This is a genomic window from Methylobacterium trifolii, from assembly GCF_022179685.1.
GTDB lineage: Bacteria > Pseudomonadota > Alphaproteobacteria > Rhizobiales > Beijerinckiaceae > Methylobacterium > Methylobacterium trifolii.
In genome coordinates this window covers 1-4293 of sequence record NZ_BPRB01000355.1, presented here as the reverse complement: position 1 = coordinate 4293, position 4293 = coordinate 1, and the positions used below count along the sequence as shown (strand labels likewise).

At 74.6% G+C, this 4293-nt stretch carries 3 protein-coding genes; all 3 read right to left on the bottom strand.

All coding sequences use genetic code 11. The annotated features are described in order from the left end of the window. On the bottom strand, positions 1-456 hold a 456-nt coding region (locus tag COGEMETH_RS24310), incomplete at its 3' end, for a transglutaminase N-terminal domain-containing protein (protein WP_283215046.1). Then, complete coding sequence (locus COGEMETH_RS24305) at positions 453-2999, bottom strand: circularly permuted type 2 ATP-grasp protein (RefSeq protein WP_238185245.1); 2547 nt, start codon at positions 2997-2999, stop codon at positions 453-455. The genes COGEMETH_RS24305 and COGEMETH_RS24310, both read right to left, overlap by 4 nt. Then, positions 2996-4293: transglutaminase family protein (locus tag COGEMETH_RS24300; protein ID WP_238185244.1), on the bottom strand; the 1298-nt coding region annotated here is incomplete at its 5' end. The genes COGEMETH_RS24300 and COGEMETH_RS24305, both read right to left, overlap by 4 nt.

The following is a 4293-nucleotide window of genomic DNA, read 5'->3' as shown; positions in this document are numbered from 1 at the left end:
CGCGCGAGCTTCCGCCCCGGCCGCAGCGCCTACGGGGCGGAAGCTCGCGCGGGCGTAGTCCGTCACCGCGGGCACCAGGGGCACACGCGCGCTCGGGAACAGGAAGTGCACCGGCGCGTCCGGCCCGAGGTCCGGCTGCGCGATCGCGCGATCGCGCACCGCCTCCCAGGGCCGGCCGGCCTCGGGCTCGGGCGGGGGCCCGCGCTCCACCTTGACCCGCGACAGGGCCTCGACGCGGAACTCGGTGTGGGGGGCGTCCAGGGTGATCGCCAGGGTCTCGATGCCGAAATAGTCGCGCCGGATCAGGGCCGAGGCGGGGCTCGGATCGATCGTCACCGCGCTCTCCAGCACGCTCTGGCCCTCGCCGTCGCGGGGCTTGAGCCGCAGGGAGCAGCGGGCGAAACGCACGGCCCTGCCGTAACGGTAGGTGGTGCGGTGGCGCAGCGTGTAGATCACGCGAGGCCCGCGAGCTTTTCCGGCCGCAGGGCGTGCGGGCCGTTGGGGAAGTAGCGCCCGGCGATGGAATCGGCCAGCCGCTCCAGGTCGGCCTCCAGGGCCGTCATCCGCACCGCGTCGAAGTCGGCGGCCTCGCCGCTGCGGAACTCGGCCAGGAGGCGCGAGGCCAGGCGGCGCTGCGGCTCGGGGATGCCGTCGGACGCGATCGCCGGCAGTTCGGCGAGGTGGCGCGCGATCGCCTCCGCCTGGAAGGCGCAGGAGCGCGGGTTGTAGGGGTCGAGCAGCACCATGTCGCGCACCGGGTCCAGGGCCACCCCCTGGAGGTAGCGGCCCCCGTAGGCGATCTGCGAGTCGGTGAGCGCCAGCATCACCCCGAGGCAGTCGGGGGTGGCCTCGTCGTGGGCGAAGGTGAGGGCGAAGGCGCAGGTGTTGATCGTCCGCTCGATGCGCCGGCCGAGGTCGACGAAGTGCCAGCCCGCCGCCCGGCTCATGTTCTCGTGGGTCAGGCCCGAGAGGGCCGCGATGTGGCTGAGGGCCCGCTCCGCCCGGCCGAGCAGCTGCGATTCGGTGAAGTCCCGCGCCGGGTCGAGGGCGAGCAGGTCGCCGAGGTCGGCCAGCACCCGCCAGGCCTCGCCGGACAGGCGCGCCCGCAGGCCCGCCGCGTTGCGCCGGGCCGAGAGGATGTGGGCATGGGCCGAGCCCGGAACCTCGCGTCCGATCAGGGCCTCCTGGGCCAGGGGGGCCGTCGGCAGGTCGGCGGCGCTGGCCGCCCCCCATTCCTCCAGCAGGGCGCGGATGCGCAGGGCCGTCGGCGCGTCGGCATCCCCGGTCATGTCGGTGGCGACCGCGTCGCCGACGCTGCGCAGGTGCGCCAGGACGAGGCGGATCACGGCCTCGGCCCGCTCGACGTAGCGCCCGAACCAGAACAGGCCGTCGGCGGCCCGCGAGGGCAGGTGCCCGGCGATCCGGCGCACCCGGGGCGTGGCCTGCTGGGCGAGGTTGCGGGTGTCGACGGGCTTCTCCGACAGCACCCAGACGTCGGCCGCGCGGATGCCGAGGCGCATCTCGATCGGGTCGACGTTCTCGCGCTCGGAGACGCGGCAGAAGCCGCCGGGCATCACCTGCCAGCCGGCCGCGGTCCGGGTGGCGAAGACCCGCAGGGCGAAGGGGCGCGGCACGAGGCGCAGGCCCCGGTCCGTGCGCTCCCAGCCCGGCATGGTCGAGAGGGGCGCGGCCTCCTGGCCGACGTAGTCGAAGGGCCGGTCCCGCAGGGCCGCCACGACGCGCTCGCGCTCGGCGGCCAGGGCATGGGGGCCGAGGATGGCGTCGCGCCCCGCCCCGCGCTGGGGCGTGGCGGCCGGCCGCAGGGTCAGGGCGTCGAGGTTTTCGCGCACGTGGGCGAGCCCGTCCGGGTCGCCGCACCACCAGGCGCGGGGGCTGGCCAGCCGCAGGGGCTCGCCCAGCAGCCGGTCGGCGATGGCCGGGAGGTAGGGGGCGAGCGCCCCGGATTCGACCATGCCGGAGCCCGGCATGTTGGCCATCACCAGGCTGCCGTTGCGCAGGGCCTCGATCAGGCCGGGCACGCCCAGCCGCGAGGCCGGGTTCAGTTCGAGGGGGTCGAGGTAGTCCCCGTCGATCCGGCGCCAGAGGGCGTCGGCCCGCTTCAGGCCGGAGACGGTGCGCACGTGCAGCCGCCCGTCCTGCATCACGAGGTCGTCGCCCTCCACCAGCATCAGCCCGAGGTAGCGGGCGAGCGCGGCCTGCTCGACGTAGGTGGAGCTGTAGGGGCCCGAGGTCAGCAGGCAGATGCGCGGGTCCGCCCGCTCGGCGCCTGCCACCAGCCCATCGCGAAAGGCCTGGAAGAAGGCCGGGAAGCGCTCGACGTGGAGGTCGTGGAACACGTCCGGGAAGGTGCGGGCCAGCACCATCCGGTTCTCCAGGGCGTAGCCGAGGCCCGAGGGCGCCTGCGTCCGGTCGGCCAGCACCCGCCAGCGCCCGTCCGGCCCGCGGCCGATGTCGGCGGCGTAGAGCTTGAGGTAGCGCCCGCCCGGCGGCGCGACCCCGTGGAGCGGGCGCAGGAATTCGGGGCTGCCGGCCACGACGGCCGCCGGCAGCAGCCCCTCGGAGACGAGGCGGCCCGGCCCGTACACGTCGGCGAGGATACCCTCCATCAGCTCGGCGCGCTGGATCAGGCCCTCGCTCAGGGCCCGCCACTCGGCGGCCTCGATCACCAGGGGCAGGGAGCCGAGCGGCCAGGCATGCTCGCGCTGGTCGCCGTAGATCCGGAAGGAGATGCCCGCATCGCGGATGTGGCGCTCCGCCGAGACGAAGCGGGCCATGATCTCCGTCTCGGGCAGGCGCCCGAGCCGGTCGAGCAGGCGCGGCCAGGCACCGCGCGCCTGCCCGCCCGCGTCGAGGTACTCGTCCGGCAGGCCGGCCTGCGGCCGGTAGCCCGCCGTCCAGCGGGCGAGGCGGAGGGTCGCATCCTCCCCGCCGGCCTCGATGGCCCGGGCCGCCTCCAGTGCCGCCCCGGCCGGTGTCATCGCGGTGCCGGAACCCGCAGGTCGAGGGTGAGGGGGAACTCGGGCGTGACCTCCTCGCGGGGCATCTCGATCCGTCCCGGCGTGTGGCCGTGCGGCTGGAAGCGGGCGAGGCGCCGCCCCTCGGCCTCGTAGGCGTTGACCGGGTGGGTCTCGTAGTTGCGCCCGCCCGGATGGGCGACGTGGTAGCGGCAGCCGCCGAGCGACCGGCCGCTCCAGGCATCGAGGATGTCGAAGGTCAGCGGCGCGTGGGCGGGGATCGTCGGGTGCAGCGAGGAGGCCGGCTGCCACGCCTTGAAGCGCAGGCCGGCCACGGCCTCGCCCACCGTGCCGGTGCCGGTCATCGGCAGGCGCCGCCCGTTGCAGGCGATGACGTGGCGGCCCGGCACGAAGCCTTCGACCTTGACCTGGAGGCGCTCGACGGAGCTGTCGACGAAGCGGACGGTGCCGGCACTGGTCCCCTCCTCGCCCATCACGTGCCACGGCTCCAGCGCCTGGCGCAGTTCCAGGCGCACCCCGCCATGCTCCACCTGCCCGAAGACGGGGAAGCGGAACAGGCTCTGCGCCTCGAAGGCCGCCGGGTCGAAAGCGTAGCCCGCCCGCCCCAGGTCATCCAGCACGTCGAGGAAGTCCGCCCAGAGGAAATGCGGGAGCATGAAGCGATCGTGCAGCCCCGTGCCCCAGCGGACACAGCCTCCCGTCTGCGGCTCGCGCCAGAGCCAGGCGACGATGGCGCGCAGCAGCAACTGCTGGGCGAGGCTCATGCGCGGGTCCGGCGGCATCTCGAAGGCGCGGAACTCAAGCAGCCCGAGGCGGCCCGTGGGGCCGTCCGGCGAGTAGAGCTTGTCGATGCAGATCTCGGAGCGGTGGGTGTTGCCGGTCACGTCCACGAGGATGTTGCGGAACACCCGGTCCACCAGCCAGCGTGGGATGTTGGGCTGGTCGGGCCCCGGCACCTGCGCCAGGGCGATCTCCAGCTCGTAGAGCCCGTCGTGGCGCGCCTCGTCCATGCGCGGCGCCTGGCTCGTCGGGCCGATGTAGAGCCCGGAGAACAGGTAGGAGAGCGCCGGGTGGCGCTGCCAGTACAGCACCAGGCTCTTGAGCAGGTCCGGCCGGCGCAGGAAGGGCGAATCGTCCGGGGTGAGCCCGCCCATGACCACGTGGTTGCCGCCGCCGGTGCCGGTGTGACGCCCGTCGGTCATGAACTTTTCCGCGCCCAGCCGGGTCTGGCGGGCCTCGGCGTAGAGGTCGGTGGTGATGGCGACCGCCTCCTGGCGCGAGGCGGTCGCCATCACCA